Annotated in this window: 16 protein-coding genes; all 16 read right to left on the minus strand. The window is 60.9% G+C overall.

Annotated features, from left to right (window positions below; all coding sequences use genetic code 11):
• Positions 1-3: 3 nt before the first annotated feature.
• The gene (locus DCO47_RS08825) at positions 4-2,919 is read right to left on the minus strand and encodes a TIGR00180 family glycosyltransferase (RefSeq protein WP_116657929.1); all 2,916 of its coding nucleotides are present in this window, start codon (positions 2,917-2,919) and stop codon (positions 4-6) included.
• 52 nt (positions 2,920-2,971) lie between these two features.
• Positions 2,972-3,706 (minus strand): cephalosporin hydroxylase family protein, encoded by a 735-nt coding sequence (locus DCO47_RS08830; protein ID WP_116657930.1) that lies wholly within the window; start codon positions 3,704-3,706, stop codon positions 2,972-2,974.
• A 64-nt stretch (positions 3,707-3,770) separates the two neighbouring features.
• The gene (locus DCO47_RS08835) at positions 3,771-4,628 is read right to left on the minus strand and encodes an NAD(P)-dependent oxidoreductase (protein WP_116657931.1); all 858 of its coding nucleotides are present in this window, start codon (positions 4,626-4,628) and stop codon (positions 3,771-3,773) included.
• The gene (locus tag DCO47_RS08840; RefSeq protein WP_116657932.1) at positions 4,625-5,851 is read right to left on the minus strand and encodes a class I SAM-dependent methyltransferase; all 1,227 of its coding nucleotides are present in this window, start codon (positions 5,849-5,851) and stop codon (positions 4,625-4,627) included. The genes DCO47_RS08835 and DCO47_RS08840 overlap by 4 nt, the downstream gene beginning before the upstream one ends.
• Positions 5,848-6,408 (minus strand): dTDP-4-dehydrorhamnose 3,5-epimerase family protein, encoded by a 561-nt coding sequence (locus DCO47_RS08845; RefSeq protein WP_116657933.1) that lies wholly within the window; start codon positions 6,406-6,408, stop codon positions 5,848-5,850. Before DCO47_RS08845 ends, DCO47_RS08840 begins: the two co-directional genes overlap by 4 nt.
• Positions 6,405-7,487, minus strand: a complete 1,083-nt coding sequence (rfbG, locus tag DCO47_RS08850; protein WP_042607511.1) for a CDP-glucose 4,6-dehydratase — start codon at positions 7,485-7,487, stop codon at positions 6,405-6,407. Before rfbG ends, DCO47_RS08845 begins: the two co-directional genes overlap by 4 nt.
• A complete protein-coding gene (gene rfbF, locus DCO47_RS08855; RefSeq protein WP_064362095.1) occupies positions 7,469-8,242 on the minus strand; it encodes a glucose-1-phosphate cytidylyltransferase in 774 nt (257 codons plus the stop codon). Before rfbF ends, rfbG begins: the two co-directional genes overlap by 19 nt.
• Before the next feature lie 702 nt (positions 8,243-8,944).
• Positions 8,945-12,538, minus strand: a complete 3,594-nt coding sequence (locus DCO47_RS08860; RefSeq protein WP_116657934.1) for a glycosyltransferase — start codon at positions 12,536-12,538, stop codon at positions 8,945-8,947.
• 109 nt (positions 12,539-12,647) lie between these two features.
• The gene (locus DCO47_RS08865) at positions 12,648-14,216 is read right to left on the minus strand and encodes a flagellar hook-associated protein 3 (RefSeq protein ID WP_042607508.1); all 1,569 of its coding nucleotides are present in this window, start codon (positions 14,214-14,216) and stop codon (positions 12,648-12,650) included.
• A gap of 13 nt (positions 14,217-14,229) precedes the next feature.
• The gene (gene flgK / locus DCO47_RS08870) at positions 14,230-16,275 is read right to left on the minus strand and encodes a flagellar hook-associated protein FlgK (protein ID WP_042607507.1); all 2,046 of its coding nucleotides are present in this window, start codon (positions 16,273-16,275) and stop codon (positions 14,230-14,232) included.
• 25 nt (positions 16,276-16,300) lie between these two features.
• On the minus strand, positions 16,301-17,614 hold the full coding sequence (flgJ, locus tag DCO47_RS08875) for a flagellar assembly peptidoglycan hydrolase FlgJ (protein ID WP_042607506.1): 1,314 nt from the start codon (positions 17,612-17,614) through the stop codon (positions 16,301-16,303).
• A gap of 11 nt (positions 17,615-17,625) precedes the next feature.
• On the minus strand, positions 17,626-18,714 hold the full coding sequence (locus DCO47_RS08880; protein WP_024012083.1) for a flagellar basal body P-ring protein FlgI: 1,089 nt from the start codon (positions 18,712-18,714) through the stop codon (positions 17,626-17,628).
• 27 nt (positions 18,715-18,741) lie between these two features.
• The gene (gene flgH / locus DCO47_RS08885) at positions 18,742-19,437 is read right to left on the minus strand and encodes a flagellar basal body L-ring protein FlgH (protein ID WP_042607505.1); all 696 of its coding nucleotides are present in this window, start codon (positions 19,435-19,437) and stop codon (positions 18,742-18,744) included.
• 51 nt (positions 19,438-19,488) lie between these two features.
• Complete coding sequence (gene flgG, locus DCO47_RS08890; protein ID WP_016771111.1) at positions 19,489-20,274, minus strand: flagellar basal-body rod protein FlgG; 786 nt, start codon at positions 20,272-20,274, stop codon at positions 19,489-19,491.
• Positions 20,275-20,319: 45 nt separating this feature from the next.
• Positions 20,320-21,060 (minus strand): flagellar basal body rod protein FlgF, encoded by a 741-nt coding sequence (locus tag DCO47_RS08895; protein WP_042607504.1) that lies wholly within the window; start codon positions 21,058-21,060, stop codon positions 20,320-20,322.
• 348 nt (positions 21,061-21,408) lie between these two features.
• Complete coding sequence (locus tag DCO47_RS08900; protein WP_116657935.1) at positions 21,409-22,971, minus strand: sigma-54-dependent transcriptional regulator; 1,563 nt, start codon at positions 22,969-22,971, stop codon at positions 21,409-21,411.
• Between the last annotated feature and the right edge of the window lie 102 nt (positions 22,972-23,073).

Below are 23,073 nucleotides of genomic sequence, written 5' to 3' on the forward strand. Positions count from 1 at the left end.
TGCTCAGGCGAGCAACTGCGCCCAATTGATCGAGGCGTTTTCGCCAAGAGTGAAACCTTTGCCACTCAGGGCCAGGTTGGCGTTGTACGCCGGATCCTGGACAAAGGCGTCGGGCCATTTTTCACGCAATGCCGCCAATGCCGCTGGCGCCTGTGGCAGCTCGCCGGTGTGCAGCACCTGCACCAGTGGCGTCCACACGGTGAGGTAACCGGCCTGACCGGCCTTGAGGCACAGATCGACATCGGCATAGCCCGCAGCGAAGGTCACCTCGTCCAGGCCGCCAAGGGCATTGAACATGTCCTTGCCAATCATCAGGCACACCTTGGACACCGCCGAGTAATTCTGCTCGACAGCCAGACGCTGCATGTAACCCTCGGCCTTGTGTTTCTCGCCGATGAAGGGCGAACCCACGCCATCGTTGAGGCCGAGAATCAGACCGGCCTGGGCAACCTTGCCATCACGATCGACGAGTTTGGCGCCGACGACGCCGACTTCCGGACGCTGGGCATGGTTGAGCAGCGAATCGATCCAGTTCGGGTTGACCACTTCGCTGTCGGCGGCCAGCAGCACCAGGTATTCACCCTGCGCCTGCTCGCTGGCGGCGTTATACAACGCGATTTCGCCGAGCGGCTGATCGGCACGCAGTACGTTGACCTTGGCGTGGCGCAGCGTGCCCAGCCAATCGTTGACCTCGGCCGACTGATTGCCGTTGGCGGCCAGCAGCACTTCGTAGCGGCTGTAACGGGTGCGCAGCAGCACGCCTTCGAGGCAGCGACGCAGTGCCGGCAGATCATCAATGACCGGCACAATGATCGACACCAGCGGTTGTTCGGTATGGCGATAATCGATCTGCCAGGTACCCGGCAGCGCCGAGGTGACCTTGGCCTTGTAACCGCGATTGCCCAAGTGACGCAGCAGCGCCAGACGCTCATGGGCGTTTTCTTCCAGAGGCGCCTGCTCGGTGATCAGCAGCGGCTCATCAAGATGCGCCAGGCCGTCGAGGCCGCCCTGTTCGATGATGCGCAGCAACAGATCGAATTCCAGCGCCTTGCTGAAGTCGGCCTGATAACCGCCGGCTTCAAGCAGGACTTCGCGGCGGATCAGCCAGTGCCGCGCCATCAGCGACGGCACGCTGTGCAGCAGATCAAGATTGAAACCGGGGCGGAATACGTCGACCAGTGCTCCGTTTTCCTTGCGCTGGATTTCATCGGTGGCGACTGCACGCACACCGCTGGCCGCCATCAGTTCCAGACCGGCGCGCGCCAGGCCGGCCGGTGGGAATTCGTCGCCCACGTTCGCCAGCAGCAACCAGTCGCAAGGCGACTGCGCAGCGCTCTGGTTGAGCTTGTCGACGAGATTGCCCGGGGTAACCCGAACAAAGTGCAAGGTGTTTTGCGCGGTGGTCGCGGTCTGCGGTTCGCCAGTGGTGAAGACCACGATCTTGAACGCTTTGCTGACACCTTCGACGAGGCTGTCGAGGGTAATTTGCAGCTTCTCGACGCTGTCATCCAGGTCAAGCAGGAAAATACCGAACTGCGGTCCGCCGTTGCTGGCGGCCAGACGGGCAGCGATTGAAGCAGATTGTTCGGCGTCAGGCTTGCGCGCCGCCAGCCAATCGAGCAAACGCCCCGAGCGCATCTTGCCAAAGACCGGGTAGTGATCAAGGTTCGACACGGCTTGAAGACGCGCGCCCCACTCAAGCATTTCCTGCGCTGGAGCTTCCTCGCCAGCCGACTGCAGTTGCTCGGCCAGACGCTTGACCACGCGACGGTTGAACGCGTTGCTGTCATGGGCTTGCCACAGCCGGTCGATGACGCTTTCCGGAGTGTCGTTATTTCGCGCCTGCAACAGATACTCCTGCCGGGCCCAGACGCCTTCAAGCTTCTCAAGCTGAATACGCCCGGCGGGCATCGCATGCAGGAGGAATTCGAACTGGGTGAGCAAGTCGAAGAAGTGCTGGTTGTAAAACGGCATCTCGACGTATTGCCGTGGGCCGAATTTTCGCTCTGGCTCTTTGGTGACCTGATTCCAGGTCGACTCGAAAATCAGCTCGTTGGTCAATGCCCGCCCGGAGACCAGACTGTCGGTCATGGCTTCGAAGCTTTTCAGGACAAATGCCTTGCGCTGCGCCTGATCAAGGCCGGTAATAGCGGTCGGCAAGGACGCGAGGAATTCGGCGAAGGCCTCCCGCTCGGCCACCGACTTGGCGTCGGTATAAGACAGCGAGTGGTAGACATCGGTGTTGTGATCGGAGAAGCCGACGTTGATTTCGCGTACGACGTACGGGATCGGCAGGATCCGCGCCTTGGCGTTCGCCAGCAGATAATAGGTATGGCCGATTTCCTGCCACTGGAAACTGGTGCCCGCCGGCAAAGCGGCGTACCAGTCCTGAATGATCGAAGTACGGCACACGCCGTAAAAGGGCGGTACGTACTGATGCATGAAATCGAGGACGCGATCCTCGGCGCGCTCGGACGCGTAGTCTTCACAGATCTTCTTGTCGCGACGGTAGTAGCTGACGCTGCCCGCCAGCGCCAGGTACATCAGGCAGTAACCGTGGCACAGGCCGTAGTCACGGTTCGCTTCGAGGAACCTGACCGATTCGGCCAGCGACTCATGCAGGATGAAGTCGTCGTCGGCGGCAAACACCATGTACGGCGTGGTCAACTGCGCAACGCCGTAAGTCAGTTTGGCCTGCATGCCCCAGTAGGCAAATTGCGGCAAGTGCTGATAATCGACCGCCGAAAAATCACCTTCCGGGCGCTCGGGGGAAGAGTCCAGCACCAGCACCTTGCAAGGCAGGCTGCTGTAGTACTGCAGCGCTCGGCGCAAAAAAGCCGGGCGGTTGTGGGTGATCAGTACCACTGTCAGCAACTCGCTCAATGGCAGCGTGTTTTCAGAACCGTACTTGCCTTGCATAACTTCTCCTGCCGCGATCAAACCGTGCGAAAACGCTGTAATGAAAAAACTGTCAACGAACCCGACGCAGATAACCGTCCGAAGCAACGGTGATCAGCAACTTGTCCTGCATCTGCTGATCGATCTCGAAATCAGCGTTTTCCTTGAGATAAGCCCACACCGCAGTCTTCGGGTTGTCACCAGGGCCCCACGGACGATCCGGGAAAGCATCGGCCGGCATGTCCTCGACGACGGTGTCCATGACCACGCAATAGCTGTCCACCGACACCAACGGTGCGTAGAGACGCAACTCTTCAAGGACGTGTTCGTGGGTATGGTTGGAGTCGAGCACCACGATGACTTTCTTGCCAGCAGCCGCCTGACGAACCTGCTCGACCACCGCCGGGTCGAGGCTGGAACCTTCGATCATGCTGATGCGCTTGATCATCGGATGGCTTTCGATGGCCTCACGGTTGTGCGCGCGGATATCGCGATCAATGCCGAGCACTTCGCCATGGCCCCGCAGCTCCAGCAACGAAGCGTAGTAAATGATCGAACCGCCGTGGGCGATACCGCACTCGATGACCAAGTCCGGTTTGATCCGCCAGATCAGTTCCTGCATCGCCATCATGTCTTGCGGCAACTGAATGATCGGTCGGCCCATCCACGAGAAGTGATAGGTGTACTTGTGCTTGGCCGACTCGTTATAAAACTGCTGGGCCAACGCCTTGAGTTCCTGGTTCTGGCCTTGGGCAACCACTTCAGCCTGGCACTCTGCTTCGAAGGTCTTGATCAGGTTATCGCTCATTGTCCGGTCTCACTGAAAATTCATTGGGTTTGCACATGGCCAAAAGGCCTTCGCGGCAGGCGCATCAGTTGCTGCGCTGCGCCTCGAGTAATTGTTGTAACCGCTCCACCACAGCCCAGAACGCCATGGGCTCATGGGTCGGATAGGGGTAATGGCCGAGGTTCAAATCCAGCGCTGCGCCACGCTCACGCAAGCGCTGTTCGACCAACGCACGCACCGACACCGGTTGACCGCTGGCGCAGTTGACTACGCCAGCGAAGTCGCGCTGATGGAGGATCGCGGCGAGATGACTCGCAGCGGTTTCAATTGCGAGAAAATCGCGCAACTGCTCACCGGCCGACATGTTGAAGGTCGGCTCACCGCTATCGATCGCCCGGTCAAGCGCGGCCAACAGGCTGTTGGGGTTCTGCCCTTCGCCATGCAGATAGAACAACCGCGCCCACTGCAAAGTGAACGGCCGCTCCTGCTGCAGGTTTTGCAAAAACAGGTGCAGCGTGTGCTTGGCCAGACCGTAAGGATTGCTCGGCCGTGGCTCGGTTGACTCGCTGAGCGGGCCGCTTTGCATGCCGTATTCGAAACAGGTACCGGTCACCAGAACCTGCTGCACGCCCGCCTCGACCGCACTTTTGATAAAGCGGTAATCGGCCATCAGGTTGTGCTCGAAATGAAACAGCGCCCGATAGTTCGGCAGCCCCGGCCAGGCCAGATGCACGAGTGCGTCGATGCCTTCGGTCAGCGCGACGACATTCAGATCAGCAGCGTGAATATCCGCGCTGACGAACTCCACGTCATCGGTCCACGGCATGCTTCGCGCCGTTTCTGCGTTGCGCGCCACCGCACGAATTTCGCAGCCGCGTTCAAGCAATGCAGCAACCAGATGCCGACCGACAAAACCGGTAGCGCCGGTAACCAGAACCTTCACAGCACTTTCAACTCAGGCACGGCGATGACGAAGCGCCCGTCCCACTGACGCACCTGCGCCAGTTGCTGACTGACTTCTTGCAGCAGGTTCCACGGCAGCACCAGCACGTAGTCCGGTTTGTCGATTTCGATCTGCGCCGGCGCCACGATCGGAATGCGGCTGCCCGGCAAGAATTTGCCCTGCTTGTGCGGATTGGCATCGGCCACCCAGGCCAGCAGATCCGCTTTGACGCCGGCGTAATTGAGCAAGGTATTGCCCTTGGCCGCCGCGCCGTATCCGACCACACGTTTGCCGTCGGCTTTGGCCTGCAACAGGAAGCGCAGCAGGTCATGTTTGATGCGTTCGGCAGCCGGCGCGAGGGTCGCGTAGTACTCGGCGGTTTTCACCCCGGCAGCAAGTTCGGCCTGCAGTTGTTGCTGCACTGCCGGAAGAACAGCACGACGCTGGCCGTCCTTGCGTTGCACGAATACGCGAAGCGATCCGCCGTGGGTGCTCAACTGGCTGACGTCGAACACTTCCAGGCCATTGCGCTCGCACAAGGTCTGCACGGCGGTCAGCGACAGGTAGGAATAGTGTTCGTGATACAACGTGTCGAACTGCGCGCCAGCCATCAGCGTCAGCAGTTGCGGAAACTCGAAGGTGGCGACGCCGGTCGGCTTGAGCAACGTCGCGAAGCCGGCGAGGAAATCGTTGATGTCCGGCACATGGGCGAGCACGTTGTTGGCCGCCATCAGGTCAGCGCTCCAGCCTTCGCTGCGCAATTGCGTGGCGGTGTCGCGGCCGAAGAACAGCTCGCGAATTTCCAGGCCTTTTTCCCGTGCCGCTTGCGCGGTGCTGCGGGTCGGCTCGACACCCAGGCACGGGATGCCGCGCGCGGCGACGTATTGCAGCAGATAACCATCGTTGGCGGCGACTTCGACCACGCGACTGTCGGCGCTGAGACCGAAGCGCTCGCTCATCTCGGCGACATAGCGCTCGGCGTGATTCAGCCAAGTGCTGGAGAACGAGCTGAAATAGGCATATTCGGCGTCGAAAAGGCTGTCGGCACTGGTGTAGTCCTCGGTCTGCACCAGCCAGCATTGCTCGCACACGGCAACCTTCAACGGCACCCATTGCTCGGCCTGCTCCAGGCGATCGGCATGCACGTAGGCGTTGGACGGCGGCGAAGTTCCGAGGTCGATCAGCGGCAGGCTCAGCGGTGCGGCGCACCCACGGCAGTTCATAGACGCACTCCAGCAAAGTGTTGATCGAGCGCGGGATGGCTGGAATCACGCGCTGACAAATTATTGACAGGCAACGGCCAGGCAATCGCCAGTCGAGGATCGTTTACCGACAAGCCGCCCTCGTGTTCCGGCGCGTAATCGGCGCTGTGCAGATAGAGCAATTCGGCGTCGTCGGTGAGCGTCTGAAAGCCATGAGCGAAACCGGCCGGAATCAACAGGCTGCGGCCATCGCCCGCCTTCAAGTGCTCGGCGTGCCAGTGCAAAAAGGTTTCCGAGTCAGGACGCAGATCCACCGCGACATCCCAGACTTCACCGCGCAGGCACGTGATCAGTTTGGCTTCCGGGGCGTCGGCATTCTGATAATGCAGGCCACGCACACTGCCCTTCTCGCGAGTGCAGGAATGGTTGATCTGGCGGATGTGGAAAGCGCTGCCAAACGCACTCAAGCTGCCCTCGCAGAACAACCGGGCAAAGTGCCCGCGCTGATCTTCGAAGCGCTTGTGCTGAACGCAGAACAGACCGGCCAGCGGCAACGCTTTCAGGGAAAACTCGCTCACAGCGCGCCTCGGTACAAATTCAATTGGCCCAGAGTTACGGCGCGCATGTCATCGCCGTTCTGCCACGCCAAGTGCCAATCGAGGGTCTGCGCCAGGCAAGCCTGCAACGACCAGCGCGGCTGCCAGCCGAGCACCTGCCGCGCGCGACTGCTGTCCAGACGCAGCAGACCGGCTTCGTGCAGTTCACTCGGTTCGATGCGCAAGCCACGGGCCAGCGGCCAGCGATTGGCGAGTAGTTCAACCACTTCACCGACGCTGCACATGTCTGCCTCACCGGGGCCGAAGTTCCACGCACCGGCGTATTCCGGGCCGTATTCGTACAGCGCGGCAGCCAGTTGCAGATATCCGGCCAGCGGCTCCAGCGCGTGCTGCCACGGGCGCACGGCTTGCGGGTAGCGCAGGGTCACCGGCTCGTCGGCGGTCCAGGCTTTCAGTACGTCGGGGATCAGTCGCTCCGGTGCAAAATCACCACCGCCCAGCACATTGCCGGCGCGTGCGGTAGCCAGGGCCAGACCGTGTTCGGCATGTTTGTCCGCCGGGAAAAACGACGCGGCATAGGACTGCGCGAGCAATTCGCAGCAGGCCTTGCTGCTGCTGTAAGGATCGTGGCCACCGAGGGCTTCGTCTTCGCGGTACGGCCACAGCCATTCCTTGTTGGCGTAGACCTTGTCGGTGGTCACCAGCACGCATGCCCGCACGCCGCCGACCTGACGGATCGCTTCGAGCAGATTCAGCGTGCCCATGACGTTGCTGGAATAGGTGCCGAGCGGATCGCGATAGCCCTCGCGCACCAAGGGCTGCGCCGCCAGATGCAGAACGATCTCCGGCTCGGTCTCGGCGATGATCTCAAGCAAGGCACCGAGGTCACGCAAATCGCCGCGCTGGTCGTTGATGCCTTCGTGTACGCGCGCCAGTTCGAACAGGCTCGGTTCGGTCGATGGGTCTAGCGAAAAACCGCTGACCTGCGCGCCGAGGCTTTGCAGCCACAGGGTCAGCCAACTGCCCTTGAAACCGGTGTGTCCGGTGACCAGCACGCGTTTGCCACGCCAGAAATCCGCATTCAGGCCCATTGCTTCCATGGGGCCTCCCCGCTTTGCCACAGCGCTTCGAGATGGTTCTTGTCGCGCAGGGTGTCCATCGGTTGCCAGAAGCCGTCGTGTTCAAACGCTTTCAATTGCTCCTCGCGGGCCAGACGCGCCAATGGCTCGGCTTCCCAGGTGGTCTCATCGCCAGCGATGTAGGGCAAGACTTTCGGCGACAGGACGAAGAAGCCGCCATTGATCCAGCCGCCGTCGCCACGGGGTTTTTCAGTGAAGCCGAGGACCTGATCGCCTTGACGCTCAAGCGCACCGTAGCGCCCCGGTGGCTGCACGGCGGTGACGGTAGCCAAACGACCATGGCCCTTGTGGTAATCGACCAATTCACGGATGTTCAAATCGGAAACGCCATCGCCGTAGGTGAAGCAGAACGCCTCTTCATCCTTGAGGTAACGGCCGGCACGCAACAGGCGTCCACCGGTCATGGTCTCCTCGCCGGTGTCGATGAGGGTCACGCTCCACGGCTCGCTGTAGTTCTGGTGCACGTCCATGCGGTTTTCACGCATGTTGAAAGTGACATCGGAGGTGTGCAGAAAATAATTGGCGAAGAAGTCCTTGATTGCGTAGCCCTTGTAGCCCAGGCAGATGACGAAGTCGTGGATCCCGTGGGCGGAATACTGCTTCATGATGTGCCAGAGAATTGGCTTGCCGCCGATCTCGATCATCGGCTTGGGCTTGAGGTGCGACTCTTCACTGATGCGCGTGCCGAGGCCACCCGCCAAAATAACTGCCTTCATCGTCTCCCCTCTCGTACGTTCACCGCGCTGCGCACTGCTTTGTTGAGCGTTGCGGGCCTTCTCGCTAAACCTTCTGCCGATCCGGGCGCAGGAGGAATGACCGCGAGCGCTCGTTTTATGGCGATTTGAGGGGAGCCTGCAGGAAACGCGCCAGCTCGATGGCTTCCGTATTGGATGGGCCGTAGAGCAAAAAAAGGGATGAATCCTTTGGCGGATTCATCCCTTTCATTCAATTACTCAGACGAGTCGGAAAACTAGCCAAACATACTGAACCCATCATTGATTGGCAGAACATCGCCGTTGGCCGCCTCGAATTACTCGATAGTGTTTTGGCCTGCGAACCAGTCCTGCAGCTTGACTCCCTGATCGGTTCTGCCGGAGTCATTAAGGATCAGGTCATCGCCCACCCTCGTCCTTTGCAATGACATGGCAGTACCCACCAGCGTATCCGCGCCGTTTGTTCCGTTTATGACCGCCAATTTTTCTTCCTTGCCTTGTTGTGAATCGGTACAGGTTCGTGTGGTGATCACAGGTCATTGCAGCGAACGTTGAAGACAGACGATTAGGTAAATACCGACAGCAAATGATTAAAGCTTTAGCCGTGAACAGAAATTCTTTCGAGAGAAGCGTAAATAACAAGCTAGAAAAAACAGGCGGCTTTTGTCAAAGGCGCCTGTTCGCATGGTCACGACTGCATTCCAATCAATCCGCCAACCACCCATATTCCCAATGCCGCAAGTTATCCCCCCGCAAGACATAGTCGCGCAGCACCACCTCACGCAATTCATCGCCCATGCGATAACTGGCATCCGGGTCAGCCAAATGCATGCGGATAGCCTGTAGCCATTCATCGGTCGTGTTTGTCTTGACCCGCGTACACGGCAGGTAGCCGCGATAAGCCTCGGTATCGGTACAGACCACCGGAAACCCGCAGGCGCCGTACTCGAGCAGCCTCAGGTTGCTTTTGCAGTCGTTGAAGATGTGGAACTCCAACGGCGCCAACGCCAGGTCCAGATTCAGACTGGCCAGTTTTGCCGGATAGACATCCAGCGCAATAACGCCATGAAACTCATGCATGTACGGCAGCAAATCATCCGGGCACATACCGAAGAACACCCAGTCCACCTCGTTGGCCAATTCCCGCACTACGTCGGCGATCACCGCCAGGTCACCATGGTGACTGGTGCCGCCGCCCCAGCCGACGCGCGGTTTTTTCGAGGTGCGACGCTGGCTGCGCAGGTGCCCCCACAAATCCTTGGCCAGCATGTTCGGCACCACACGAATGTCCTGGTGCATGTCCGCCAATGCGTTGGCCAGCGGCGCAGTCGAGACCACCACGCGATCACACAGGCCGATCGCCCGGCGCACCATGCGCTCCATGTCCACCTTGCCCGGCATATTGCGGATGTGTGCGTTGCGATGGGGAACGTCGATGACATAATCGTCGAGTTCGAAGATCCGTCGCGCGTTGAAAAACTTTTTCAGCGGCGGGATTTCATCGATGGTGTGCTCCGAGTAACGCCCCTGCAGAACGATCACATCGGGTGACTGCCGTTCGATATCGATGATCGACGGCAAGCCATAGCAGATGCGCCCTTCTACCCGATTGGCTGCTTCCAGCTCGATCATCGGCTGGCTGATCCGGTAGTGGCCGATGGCAGAAGCGTTGATCGGCACCGCGAGCACGTTAGGCAGCAGGGCCGTGGAGAAAGCGTTCCAGCCGGTGCGCAGACCCGGTTCCAGACTGAAATTGGTGGCGCCCACACCCTGCAACGTTAGGTTGACATTGTAAGCCGGGTCACGGGCAACCAGTGGCAACCAGCGCTGATAAAACGTGTCTTTTTCCTCGGCGTGCTGCGCTTCCTCTTGCGGGGTGGTCGCCGCACTTGGCCGTGCGCCAACGGCCAGCACGGCGTGCGGATTCATCACCACCAGATAACCGTCGCGGCCGACGCGCAGACACAAGTCTGCGACATTCAGCGTTTGTTTGAGATCCTGCTCATCCAGGCCACCAGCGGCGTCGAACACCGACTTTCGAATCATCAGGCAATCACCGCCCACGGCACTCAGGTCATGCACTGCCTGTAAGCGGTACATGTAACCTTCCGACTGCATCGGCTGGCCATAGAACGGCAGCCCGACCGGCCCGTTCAATCCGAGAATCAGGCCGGCGTGCAATATACCGCCGTCCGGGTTGAACAGCTTGGCACCGACCACACCGACTTCCGGTCGTTGCCCATGATTGAGCAATTCATCGAGCCAGTCAGCCTGGGTGATCACAGCGAAGGCATTGAGCATCAGCACGTACTCACCGCGCGCCAGTTGCACGGCAAAATTGTGCACGGCAGCAGCATTGCCCTTTTGCCGATACCTCAGCACGCGAATGCGCTCACCACCCAATTGCGCCATGCCATCCAGCCAGGCCAACGCTTCGGCGCTTTCGCTGCCGTTGTCGACCAGCAGTAATTCGTACTCGCTGTAAGCGGTCTTTTCCAGCAACGTCTCGACGCAACGCTGCAAGGCTGCGGTCTGATCCTGGGTGACGATGATCACCGAAACCAAGGGGCGCCGTGGGTGATGGTAGTCGACACGGTTGAGCAGTTCCCGGCTGCCGCGGCGGATGTCGTGAGCAATTCCCAGACGCTGCAGATGCGCCTCGAGAATGCGCGGACTCTGTTCGACGACGCCCGGCTCAGTGAGCCATTGCGACAGGTCGAATTTCGATTCCAGCAACACCTCGGCGATATGCCCGACGACTTGCAGGCCATCGCTTTCGACCATCCGCCAGAGCACATCGTGGGGTGCCAGTTCGGCGAACGCCGGAGCAAAACCGCCGAGCGCCAGAAAGCGTTCACGCTGGAATGCCAGTGCACGGCCGACGTACGGATAGCTGCGCATCAGGTCGAGGTTGAAATCCGGCTTGAACGCCGGCTCCGCCGATTCGCCGTCGCGCAGACTGCCTTCGTCGCTGTACAGGCAGGTCAGCGACCGCGAATGCGCAATGCGGTCGGCCATCACCAGCAACGCCGGCGCCACCGGGCAATCACCCGGTTGCAGCAGATAGAACCAGTCGGCGCCTTCGAGTTGCGGCAGCAGCGTGTTGATCTGTTCCAGACCGTCATCCTGCAACGGCATATGGAACACCCTTTCCTGCAACTGCGCTTCGCTACAGGCCGCGGACAACACCAGCACCAGTTCCGGCGGATAGTCCTGGGCGGCGAGCGCGGCCAAGGTGCGCTCCAGAGCATCGCGACTGCCCTGCACGTCGATAATGATCGGTACGATTCGGGGTTGATGCGGCCAGCCGGCGAGGGTTTCTGGCAGCCATTTGCGCTGCGCCTCGGTGAGCACCCGACACGCCAGCCACTGCGCATAGAGCTCGCCGAAACTGAAGCTGTCGACACCCACGCCCAACTCCTGACGGCTCTGCTTGGTGCCAAGGGTACGGCTCAGCGGCAACTCTTCCCAAATGCGCGGTGACTCGTCCGCCCTGGTCAGTCGCACAAAGCGAACCCAGCCTGGTGCGGGTGCCGACTCACCGCTGCGGACCTTGAGCATTTGCGAAATCCACTCGCGCTCGGTTTCCGCCGCGTCCTTCATCGCCTGCTGCGCACTCAGACGCTCAGGATAAAGTCGCTCGGCGCTCAGTACATTGTTGGAGGTGACCATGTTGCCGCGCCGCAGCAGGCAGACATACAAGGCAAAATCCAGAGTGGCGACGAAGCACGCGCCCTCTTCCGTCAGGGCCGGCAACAGCTCGGCAACGTCGGAACGGCGGAACAACGCGCTGCTGAAGCCGCCGAGGACGTTGACCGGAAATTTTTCGAAGATGCTCAGGAGATCGTCCCCCTTGAGCAACCCACTGACCGGCGACAACGAACTGTTTTCCAGACGCCCCGGCAGAATGATGTCGTTGGCGTCCCACAACAGCCGCTGCGCGATTACCAGACTGACTTCTTCGCGTTGCAGCTCATGGGCTTGCTGTTCGATACAGGCCGAATAAAGCAAGTCATCGTCACACAGAAACTTGATGAACTCGCCACGCGCCTGCTCGAGGCAGACCTTCAGATTGCCTACCAGCCCGAGCGTCTGAGGATTGCGCACATAACGCACCATCACGCCCGTCTGCTCCACGACCGCGTTGACGATGGACTCGATCTGGTCGCCACAGCTGTCATCGCACACGACGATATCCAGATGGCCGTAAGTCTGACTGACGGCGCTGCTCAGCGTCCGCTCGAAGAAGCGCGGATTGAAGGCAGGAATAGCGATGCTGACGAGAGGAAGTGAATTCACGGCGGGCTCACAGGCGGTACGAGCCCGCTCGGAAAAACGAGCCCTTGATACCGCAAAAAATCATTAACAGAGGGACAACGTTAGCGGGCGCTCACGCGCCCGCCAACCATCAGATCTTATTGAACAAACCCAACTGACTGATCTTGCTGAACGCCAGTTGCGCGGCTTGCAGCATGGTCTGTTGCAGCGTCAGACGGGTCATGACTTCAGCCGGATCGGAATCACGAATCGAACCCTGGGTCGTGCTGTTCGCCGTGGTCAGGCTGTCGTTGGTGATGGCCTGCATGTCCAGCGCCTGGCCGCGCGCACCAATGGTGGTGACTGCGGTGCCGATCTGATTGGCGGCGGCGTCGATGTTGCCGAGGCCTGCCTCCATCGCGCCCTGCAACTTCTGCTTGGCAACCGGATCGCCATCGACCGGCGTGTTCAGCGCGGAGATCATCTGGCCCAGGGTGTCGAGCACGTTCTGGGTCTGGTGATTGTTTGGCTGGATCGAGAACTGATCACCCGTTGCCGGCGTGTTGCCCAGGGCGAAAGTCACACCGGCAGCCGTCGCGTTACCGCCCACTACCGTGCCCGAGGAAACCGGCTTGCTGTCGGCCGTCACCGGCGCGGCATACAGATCGAAATCGGTGGCACTGGTGAACTTGAGCACCGCGCCGCCCTGCGGGAACGCTGCGTTATAGGCCGCCTGATCGGTGATGGTCGAACCAGTGATCACGCTGGTCGACGGGTTACCCGGATTGCGCGTGGTGGTGAACGAGTCCGGCGAGGCCGACAGCTGGAAGCTGTGCCCTGCGATAACCGCGTCCGGATTGGTATCGCCGGCCTTCAGGTTGACGTTCAGCTTGAGGTCTACGCCACGGAAGCTGACAGTCTGGTTGGCGCCGCTGCTGTTGCTGATCAGGCCATTCTGGCTGGCCTCGGCGGTCACGTCGTTGCCCAAGGCATCGGTGATCTTCAGCTGGGTGCTGCTGACGAAATCGACGGTGTACGGCTGCCCGGCAGTGAACTTGGCATCGTAGGTGGCAACAGTGCCGACGGTGCCGTTGGACAGCACGACACGGCCGTCATCGACGGCTGGCGCAGTCATTTTGGTGTTGGTGCGGCCGGTGTTGATGGTCTGCTGGAACGCGTCCCAACCGGTGGTATTGGTGCCCACGGTCATGCCGTCGCCGATGCCCAGATTGATGGTGGTCTGGTCGCCGTTGTAGGTGAATGTGCCGTCAGAATTCTTCGAGTAAGGCGCGGTATCGGTTTTCGAACCGGAGAACAGGTAATTACCATTGGCGTCCTTGGCGTTCATCAGGCCCAGCACTTGTTGCTGGATCTCGCCCATCTCCGAGGCGTAAGCCTGGCGATCCTTGTCGGTGATCGTGCCGTTGTTCGCGGCCAGCGCGAGTTCCTTGGCACGGGCCAACGCCGTGGTGATCGAGTCCAGCGTGGACTCCTGCACATTCAACGCGCTTTTGGTGGTATCGACGTTGGTCTTGTACTGATCCAGCATCGCTGCCTGCTGACCCAGCTGCAGCAGACGTCCGGCGCCGATCGGGTCATCGGCGGCGGTGTTGATGCGCTGCAGGCTGCTAGCCTCGCTCGCGGTGGCGACGGCCTTGTTGAAGTTACGCTGATAATCCGAAGCTTGCGTTCCGTAATACTGGGCGGTGGAAATGCGCATGAATTACGACTCCTTAAAGGCTGTTGATCAGCGTGGCGAAAGTTTCCTGCGCAGCTTTGATGATCTGCGAAGACGCTGTGTAGTACTGCTGGTACTTGACCAGGTTGCCGGTTTCTTCATCCAGGTTGACCCCGGACAGCGAATCGCGGGCACCCTTGGCGTTCTCCAGAATCGCCGTGGTCGCGGCGCTGTCGGATTTGCCTTGGGCGGTCTTGGTACCGACGTTGGTCACCAGGGTGTTGTAGGCGTCGGTCAGGCTGATGCCCTTGCTCGCCGAACCGGTGTCCACGGTCTGTTTGGTTTGCAACGCGACCAGTGCCTGGGCGTTGCGGTTGTCCGAAGACGCCGCGCCGGTCAGGTTCATGGTGAAGGTCTCGCCGGATTTCGGCGTGCCGCCCACGGTGGTCTGCACGGTGAAGGTCTTCTGTACGTTCGGCGTGACGGTAGTGTCCATCACCGGGTTGCCGCTGGCATCGACGATGCCGACTTTCAGGTTCAGCGTGTTCGACTGGCCAGGCACGATGGTGCCGGTGCCGATGGTCGCGCCCTTGGCGTCGACCAAATTGTACGATTGGCTGCCACCGCTGGCTGCGCCGAACACCAGTTTGACCGGTGTCGAGTTCTTCAACGCCGCCTGCATGTCAGCCTGGGCGGTCGGGTTGTAGATGTCGATCTTGTCGCTGAGCGTCGGCTGGGTGTAATTGCCCAGGCCGTTGGCGCTGGCGACGCCGGTCAAGGGACCTGCCGCAGCGATTTTCTTCGGATCGCTGAGCACGGTCTGAATGCTCGCCGCCGCGTTGCGGGTCGGCGTGATCTTGAACGAGTCACCCGCGCTCAGCGCGCCGCCATTCAAGGCCAGGGTAAAACCGTCGATCACTGGCGGCGGATTGGTCGTGGTGCTGAATGCGCCCAGATCGGTGCCGTCGGAACGCTTGACGGTGTAATCGGTGGCGCTGGTGAAGGTCACCTGATAATCGCTGGTGGTCAGCTTGCCGGTGTCCTTGATGGTCACATCGAGGTTGCCCGAACCGGCGCTGTTGCCATCCTTCGCAATGCTGCGCTGACTGATCAGTGCGGCACTGTTGATGTTGTTGAAAATCGCCGCGCCGAAGTCACCGTTCTTGTCGATGCCCTGGGCTTGCTGGCTGTTGATCTGATCGGCAATCACCAGGGCCACGCGACCGAGCTCGTTGAGCGACGGGTCGAGGACTTCCTTGCGATAGGTCAGCAAGCCACCGATTTCGCCACCGCTGATCACCGAGGTGATGTCGATGGTGCTCGAACCGCGATCCATCTGGATCGCCATGCGCGACGGGTCGGTCTTGCTCGCGACCATGCTCAGGCTGTTGGTGGTGTTGCCGATGACCAGTGGCTGACCGCTGCCGACATAAATGTCGAAGCTGGTGCCGCGCTCGACGACCTGGGCACCGGTCAGCTCGGACAGCTGACGCACCGCTTCGTTACGGCTGTCGAGCAGGTCGTTCGGCGCCCCGCCACTGGTGGAGATTTCGCCGATCTTCTGGTTGAGATTGGCGATCGCCGTGGCGAGTTTGTTCACCTGGGCGGTCATGTCGCCGAGGCTGCCGTTGATCGTGGTGTTCTGATCGTTGAGCTGTTTGGCCAGGGTATTGAAGCGGCTGGTCAGCGCCTGCGCACCGGTCAACACCGACTGACGCGAAGTGTCATCGGTGGCCGACGTCGATACGCCCTGCATCGAGGTGAAGAATTTCTGCAGCACACCGGTCAGGCCGGTGTTGGTGTCCGACAGAATGGAATCCAGCGGCGTCGCCTGCTTGAGGAACGCGGCCGATTCGCTGTCCAGGGAAGTCGCGGTGTGCAGCTGCGACTCCAGGTACGAGTTGTACACCCGACGCACGTCGGCCAGGGTCGTGCCCGTGCCGATGAAAACGCTGCCGTACTGCTGCGAGGACTTGGTGCCCTGCACGGTTTGCTGACGTGAATAACCGGCGGTGTCGACGTTGGCAATGTTGTTGCCTGTCGTAGCCAGAGAGGACTGGCTGGCCGACAGTCCCGACATCCCGATATTGAGCAAACTCATGGTTCAGACCTTATTACCTGGTGCCTTATAAAGGCGTGGTGGAGACACCCGCCGCAGCGTAGTTTTCAAAACTGTTCATCTGCTTGGCAATTTGCGAAATCTTCGTCGCGTAGTTCGGGTCGGTGGCGTAACCGGCCTTCTGCAACTCGCGTACAAACTGTTCTGGGTTATCGGCAGACTTCAGCACTTCTTGATAGCGATTGTTGCTCTGCAGCAACGTCACCAGATCGTGGAAGCTGTCCTTGTACGAGGCATAGGAACGGAACTCCGCGGTCTCCTTGACCATCGCGCCATTGCGGAACTCGCTGGTGATCGCGCGGGCCGAATCGCCCTTCCAGTTGCTGCTCGCCTTGATGCCGAACAGGTTGTGGCTGCTGCTGCCGTCCTGGGCGCGCATGACCGATTTGCCCCAGCCGGTTTCCAGTGCCGCTTGCGCCACCAGATAACGCGGATCGACGCCGATGCGGTCGGCGGCTTCCTTGGCCATCGGCAGCATGGTGTTGACGAATTCGTCGGCCGAACTGAAGGCCTTCTTCGCCGGTGCCAGCGGAATCTGCGCCATGGCGCGGCCGTAGACCTGCATCTGCCCGCCGGCGGCTTTCTGTTCTTCGGCACGGGCCAGCCAGTCGCCGTTGTACAACGCGCCGGAACCGCTGATGGCGGTGGTCGCAGCACGTTGCGGCAAGGCGTTGGTCGCGGCCGTCGTGGTGGTCGCAGTGGCAGCGCTCGGCGCCGACGGTACCAGGCCCGCGAGCAAGCGATCGGCCAGTTTCGGCGGCAGCGCCAGACGCCGCTGATTGATCAGCGCCATGTCGTTGCGATGGGAAATATCGGTATTCGGCGCATGCACCGAGCGCGATGCCCACAACGGACGCTCGCCGTTGACGCGGGACAGTGGACCGGTGGCGACGGTGCCGGCGGCAATCGGTGTCGGCACGGCGGCGGCCTTGGCCAGCGCTTCCTGTTGCTTGGCGGCGGACGCAGCCGCAGCCTCGCCCGGCGCCATCGGTTTGTTCTTCGACATCTGCCGGATCAGCACGTCAGCCAGGCCGATACCACCGCCCTCGCGGGACATGGAAACCGCCAGTTGCTGGTCGTACATTTCCTGGTACTGCTTGGCCGCTGGCGTGTTGAGCGGGTTGTCCTGGCCGAGCGCTTCGGTGGCCGAACGCATCGACTTGAGCATTTCGCCAAGGAACAGCGACTCGAACTCCTGCGCCACCTTGCGCATGTTTTCGTCGCTGTTCTTGTCGCCGACCTTGAGCTGGTTCAGACGATTGAGGTCCGAGTAGGAACCCGAATCGCTGCTGCTGACCAGACCGCTTTTGCGCATATCCATGGTGGTCGGCCTCAGATCACGATCAGGTCGGCTTGCAATGCGCCGGCCTGTTTCAGAGCTTCAAGAATCGCCATCAAGTCACCCGGCGCCGCGCCGACCTGGTTCACCGCACGGACGATCTCGTCGAGGGTGGTGCCCGGGCCGAACTTGAACATCGGTTTGGCTTCCTGTTCAGCATTCACCCGCGAGCGCGGCACGACGGCGGTCTGGCCGTTGGACAGCGGGCCCGGCTGGCTGACGATCGGGTCTTCGGTGATGGTCACCGTCAGGCTGCCGTGGGTCACGGCGGCTGGCGACACTTTCACGTTCTGGCCGATGACGATGGTGCCGGTGCGCGAGTTGATGATGACTTTCGCCACCGCCTGACCCGGATCGATTTCGAGGTTTTCCAGGATCGACAGGTAGTCGACACGCTGGCTCGGATCCAGCGGCGCAGTCACGCGCACCGAACCGCCGTCGATGGCTTGGGCGACGCCAGGGCCGAGCATGTCGTTGACCTTGTCGACGATGCGCTTGGCGGTGGTGAAGTCGGAGCGGTTGAGGTTCAGCGTCAGGCTGTTGCCCTGGTTGAAACCGCTCGGCACCGCACGTTCCACCGACGCACCGCCAGGGATGCGACCGGCCGACGGAACGTTGACGGTGATCTTCGAACCGTCGCGACCTTCGGCATCGAAACCGCCGACCACGAGGTTGCCCTGAGCAATCGCATAGACGTTGCCGTCGATACCCTTGAGCGGGGTCAGCAACAAGGTGCCGCCACGCAGGCTCTTGGAGTTACCGATCGAGGACACGGTGATATCGACCTGCTGACCCGGTTTGGCAAACGCCGGCAGATCGGCACTCACCGACACCGCCGCGACGTTCTTCAACTGCACGTTGCCCGATCCCGGCGGTACCTTGATGCCGAACTGCGAGAGCATGTTGTTGAAGGTCTGCAGGGTGAACGGAGTCTGCGTCGTCTGGTCACCGGTGCCGTTAAGCCCGACCACCAGGCCGTAACCGATCAACTGGTTGGAGCGCACGCCGGAAATGCTGGCGATGTCTTTCAGCCGCTCGGCGTGTGCGGTGAAAGCCGCAGACATCAATAATGCGGCCACCATAAGGCTTTTCAGATTCAACGTAGCCACCTAGAAAGGGAACAGCGGGCTGAGGAAGAAACGGTCGAACCAGCCTGGCTGACTCGTATCGGCAAACGCGCCGGTACCCGAGTAGGTGATGCGTGCATCGGCGACGCGGGTCGACGACACGGTGTTGTCGGTCGCGATGTCATCGGCGCGGACCATGCCGGCGATGCGCACCAGTTCGTCACCGGTGTTGAGCGTCAGCCACTTCTCGCCACGCACGGCGATGATGCCGTTGGGCAGCACGTCGGCCACGGTCACGGTGATCGAGCCGGTCAGGCTGTTGCTCTGCCCGGACTTGGCGTCGCCCTTGGTCGAACGGTCAGCGCTGTAGCCGGCGTTGAGGCTCAGGTCGTTGCCACCGATCGGGTTGTTGGTCGTCAGGCTGGAGCCGAACAACGAGGTCAGACCGATCTTGTTGTCGCTGTTCTTGTCCATCTGCGAGTTGGCGTTCTTGCTCGCCTGGGTACGCTCGTTGAGGGTGATGGTGATGATGTCACCGACCCGGAACGCCTTGCGGTCGCTGTACAGGTTCTGCTCGAAGCCGGCCTGATAGATCGAGCCGTTATTGGCGGCCGCCGGCAACGGTGTGCGCGGCAACACCGGGGCGTAGTAAGGGTCATTGGGCTTGGGCGCCGGAGCGACGCAGCCCGCGAGCGAGACGACCCCACCCAATGCCAGAACAGATACAAAGCGCTTCATGACCCTACCTCACGGTGTTGCTGGCGACCTCAGGCCGCCCCATAGACTGGATTACAGATTCTGCGTTACGAACGAGAGCATCTGGTCGGCGGTGGAGATCACCTTGGAGTTCATCTCGTAGGCGCGCTGAGTGGTGATCATGTTGACCATCTCTTCAACGGTGCTGACGTTCGAGGTTTCCAGGGTGTTCTGCAGCGTGGTACCGAAACCGTTCAGGCCCGGAGTGCCGATTTGCGGTGCGCCGGAAGCAGCGGTTTCGAGGAACAGGTTGTTGCCCACGGCTTGCAGGCCGGCCGGGTTGATGAAGTCGGCGGTCTGCAGGTTGCCGATCACTTGCGAAGCCGGGTTGCCGGCGATGGTGATCGACACGGTGCCGTCACGGCCGACGGTGAAGGTCTGCGCATCGTTCGGGATGATGATCGCCGGCTCCAGAGCGAAACCGCTGGCGTTGACGATCTGGCCATTGGAGTCGAGGTGGAACGTACCGTCACGGGTGTAGGACGTGGTGCCATCCGGCTGCAGGATCTGGAAGAAACCGCGACCGTCGATGGCCATGTCCAGCGGCTGCTCGGTGGTTTGCAGGCTGCCGGCGGTGAAGTTCTTCTGGGTGCCGACAATGCGCACACCGGTACCCACTTGCAGACCCGACGGCAGTTCGCTGTCCTGGGTCGACTGAGCACCTGGCTGACGCTTGATCTGGTACAGCAGGTCCTGGAACTCGGCACGGTCACGTTTGAAACCCGTGGTCGAAACGTTCGCCAGGTTGTTGGAAATGGTGGTCAGGTTGGTGTCCTGGGCGGACAGACCGGTTTTGGCAACCCATAGAGCCGGAAGCATTCGATTCTCCTCGTGCGCCTGTTTTACGGCGCGACGTTCTGATAATTAGCTGATCTGCAAGACCCGAGCCATGGCCTGGTCGTCGTCTTTGGCGGTGTTCATCATCTTGACGTGCAACTCGAACTGCTTGGCCAGGGCCAGCACCGAGGTCATTTCCTCCACGGCATTGACGTTGCTCGACTCGAGGAAACCCGAGACCAGTTTGACGTTGGCGTCGGCTTGCGCCGGCTGGCCGTCCTTGGTGTAAATCGAACCGTCGAGACCTTTGTTCATGTTCTTGATGTCCGGGTTGACCAGCTTGATGCGGTCGACTTCGGCCATCACGCGCGGGCCTTCACCCATGGCGCGGATGCTGATGGTGCCGTCTTCACCGACTTCGACCTGCTGCTCGGGCGGCACAGCGATCGGGCCGCCGTTACCGATTACCGGCATGCCGTTGCCGGCGCGCAGCACGCCGAGGGCGTCGATGTTCAGGCTGCCGGTGCGCACGTAGCTTTCACCGCCACCGGGGTTCTGCACGGCGATGAAACCGTTGCCGGATACCGCGACGTCGAGTTCACGACCGGTCTGCACCAGCGAGCCCGGGGTGAAATCGGTGGCGGGACGCTCGCTCATGGCAAACGCGCGCGCCGGAAAGCTGTCACCAAACACCGGCATCGACCGCGCCTGCTCAAGGTCGCGCTGAAAGCCGTTGGTGGAGATGTTCGCCAGGTTGTTGGCATGCGCCCGCTGCGCCAGTGCGTTCTGGCTGGCGCCGGTCATTGCCACATAAAGGTACTTGTCCACTGTGTTTCCTCTGCATGCCGGACGTTTGCCGCCCACCGCTGTACTGCTCAGCCATAAGCAATTTGCAGACCAACTTTTTATTGGCGGACGAAGGCCCGGTAAACAAGGGACTTGAGGGGGATGGAGGGGGAATTTGAAATGTGCAGAAGACGAAAAACCGGCGGTGTCATGCCGCTTCGCGGCAATCCCTGATTACGAGTGAAATCAGTCCCTGTGGCGAGTGAGCTTGCTCCCGCTCGGCTGCGAAGCAGTCGTAAACCCGGTGAGTGCGGTGTGCCTGACTCACCCGGCTGAATGGATTTGGGGCTGCTGCGCAACCCAGCGGGAGCAAGCTCCCTCGCCACAAGGTTATTCGGCCGCGTCTTTGCCCACCTCATATTCACGCAGCTTGTTGGCAATCGTGGTGTGCGAAACACCCAGCCGCTTGCCCAGTTGTCGACTGCTCGGGTGCTCGGAATACAACCGCTCCAGTACCGCTCTCTCGAAGCGCCCGACGATCTCGTCGAGATTTCCGTCGAGGGAAAAATCGCCAAGCGGCTGACGCACGCCGTAATCCGGCAGGCGGATATGTTCGGCCTTGACCTTACCGCCGTCGCACAACGAAACCGCCTGGAACAGCACGTTCTCCAGTTGCCGCACGTTGCCCGGCCAGTGGTAATGGCTGAGCCGTTCCATCGCCGCCGGGGCGAGTTTCGGCAGCGGGCAGCCGATCTGCCGACTGGCCTGATCGAGGAAGTGCTCGACCAGCGGTGTCAAACCGTCGAGGCACTCGCGCAGCGGCGGGATGTGCAGCGACAGCACATTCAAGCGGTGGTAGAGATCCTGGCGAAACTCGCCGCGCGCGCACAGTTCGGACAAATCCACCTGCGTCGCGCAGATTACCCGCACGTCGAGATAGACCTCTTCATCGCTGCCGACACGGCGGAAGCAACCGTCCTGGAGAAAGCGCAACAGCTTGACCTGCAAACGCGGGCTCATCTCGCCAACGCCATCGAGAAACAGCGTGCCGCCAGCGGTCAACTCCAGCAGGCCGAGCTTGCCTTCGGCCCGCGCACCTTCGAAGGCGCCTGGGCCGTAGCCGAACAGTTCGGTCTCGGCCATCGACTCCGGTAACCCGGCGCAGTTGAGCGCCATCAAAGGCGACTGCCCACGCGGACTCGCGAGGTGGCAGGCGCGCGCGAGCAGTTCCTTGCCGGTGCCGGTTTCGCCTTCTATTAATAGCGGCGCATCCAGCGGCGCCATGCGTCGCGCTTCGCGGACCACGGCGGCCATGACTTTCGAGCTCTGGAAGATACTGTCGAAGCCCCGCAGTTCCTGTTTGCGTACATTGTAGATACGCTCGCCGACGCGATCGGCGCGGTGCAGGGTCAGCACCGCGCCGGCCATGGCCTCGCTGTCGTCGTGCTCCGATTGCAGCGGCGCGATGTCGGCGAGAAAGATGTCGCCCTTGACCTTGACCCGCATGCCGTTGATCCGCGACTTGTTGGCGCGCACCAGTTCCGGCAGGTCGAAATCCTCGGCATAACGCGACAGCGGAATCCCCGGCACTTCATCGACGCGCACCCCGAGCAATTGCGCTGCCGCGCGGTTGGCCGCAACGATCGAGCCGCCCATGTCGATCGACAACACCGGAAACTCCAGCGCGCCGAGCAACGCATTCAATTCCATATGCCGGCGTTCGCTGGGCATCAGGCCGACACGCTTGACCCCGAACACTCCACCAATCGCCTCGAACTTCGGCCGCAGCGCCTGGAACTGGATGTTGATCAGGTTCGGACAGTGCAGATAGATCGCATTGCCATGCTCACCACCCACCTCACCGCGGGCAACATTGATCCCGTACGCCACCAGCAGATTGAGAATGTCGCGCAGGATGCCGATGCGGTTCTGGCAGTGGACTTTGATGCGCATAAAAAAAGGCCCGGTTGAACGAAGAGAAACCTGTAGGAGTGAGCCTGCTCGCGATAGCGGTCTATCAAGTTCATATTCATCGACTGACACACCGCTATCGCG

It is taken from the genome of Pseudomonas sp. NDM (assembly GCF_003105095.1).
Taxonomy (GTDB): domain Bacteria; phylum Pseudomonadota; class Gammaproteobacteria; order Pseudomonadales; family Pseudomonadaceae; genus Aquipseudomonas; species Aquipseudomonas moraviensis_A.

What these genes read in the sequence shown, in the direction of transcription:
- flgK (WP_042607507.1), bottom strand. Translation starts at nt 16,275, where the DNA reads ATGAGTTTGCTCAATATCGGGATGTCGGGACTGTCGGCCAGCCAGTCC.
- flgG (WP_016771111.1), bottom strand. Translation starts at nt 20,274, where the DNA reads ATGCTTCCGGCTCTATGGGTTGCCAAAACCGGTCTGTCCGCCCAGGAC.
- rfbG (WP_042607511.1), bottom strand. Translation starts at nt 7,487, where the DNA reads ATGGAAGCAATGGGCCTGAATGCGGATTTCTGGCGTGGCAAACGCGTG.
- DCO47_RS08880 (WP_024012083.1), bottom strand. Translation starts at nt 18,714, where the DNA reads ATGGTGGCCGCATTATTGATGTCTGCGGCTTTCACCGCACACGCCGAG.
- DCO47_RS08865 (WP_042607508.1), bottom strand. Translation starts at nt 14,216, where the DNA reads ATGCGCATTTCCACCGCCCAGTATTACGGAACGCAAGCTTCGGATTAT.
- flgH (WP_042607505.1), bottom strand. Translation starts at nt 19,437, where the DNA reads ATGAAGCGCTTTGTATCTGTTCTGGCATTGGGTGGGGTCGTCTCGCTC.
- flgJ (WP_042607506.1), bottom strand. Translation starts at nt 17,614, where the DNA reads ATGGATATGCGCAAAAGCGGTCTGGTCAGCAGCAGCGATTCGGGTTCC.
- DCO47_RS08830 (WP_116657930.1), bottom strand. Translation starts at nt 3,706, where the DNA reads ATGAGCGATAACCTGATCAAGACCTTCGAAGCAGAGTGCCAGGCTGAA.
- DCO47_RS08840 (WP_116657932.1), bottom strand. Translation starts at nt 5,851, where the DNA reads ATGAACTGCCGTGGGTGCGCCGCACCGCTGAGCCTGCCGCTGATCGAC.
- DCO47_RS08825 (WP_116657929.1), bottom strand. Translation starts at nt 2,919, where the DNA reads ATGCAAGGCAAGTACGGTTCTGAAAACACGCTGCCATTGAGCGAGTTG.
- rfbF (WP_064362095.1), bottom strand. Translation starts at nt 8,242, where the DNA reads ATGAAGGCAGTTATTTTGGCGGGTGGCCTCGGCACGCGCATCAGTGAA.
- DCO47_RS08900 (WP_116657935.1), bottom strand. Translation starts at nt 22,971, where the DNA reads ATGCGCATCAAAGTCCACTGCCAGAACCGCATCGGCATCCTGCGCGAC.